The following is a 276-nucleotide window of genomic DNA, read 5'->3' as shown; positions in this document are numbered from 1 at the left end:
GCGCCGAGCGCGGCGACCGCACCGAGCGCGGCGCCGATAATGGTGCCCGCGCTGAAGAAGGCGTGATAGATCGGCATGATGGTGCGCCCGAGTGCGCGTTCGTTTGCCGCACCGGACACGTTCATGGCCACGTCGCAGATGCCGGATGACGCACCGAACACCACGAGGCCGGCAACGGCAACGGCGAAGGAGTCGAAGATCGTGACGCCCATCGCGGCCAGGACGAGACCGACCGGAGCGATGAGCAGTGTCACGAGAATGACGCGTCTGGCGCCG

General features: G+C 67.4%; 1 pseudogene. It reads right to left on the bottom strand.

Annotated features, from left to right (window positions below):
• Positions 1-212: pseudogene (locus WDW90_RS39290) on the bottom strand (MFS transporter); the annotation flags it as partial.
• Positions 213-276: the final 64 nt, after the last annotated feature.

The sequence above is a fragment of the Methylobacterium nigriterrae genome (genome assembly GCF_037106235.1).
GTDB classification, from domain to species: Bacteria; Pseudomonadota; Alphaproteobacteria; order Rhizobiales; family Beijerinckiaceae; genus Methylobacterium; species Methylobacterium nigriterrae.
This window is presented reverse-complemented; position numbering and strand designations above follow the sequence as displayed.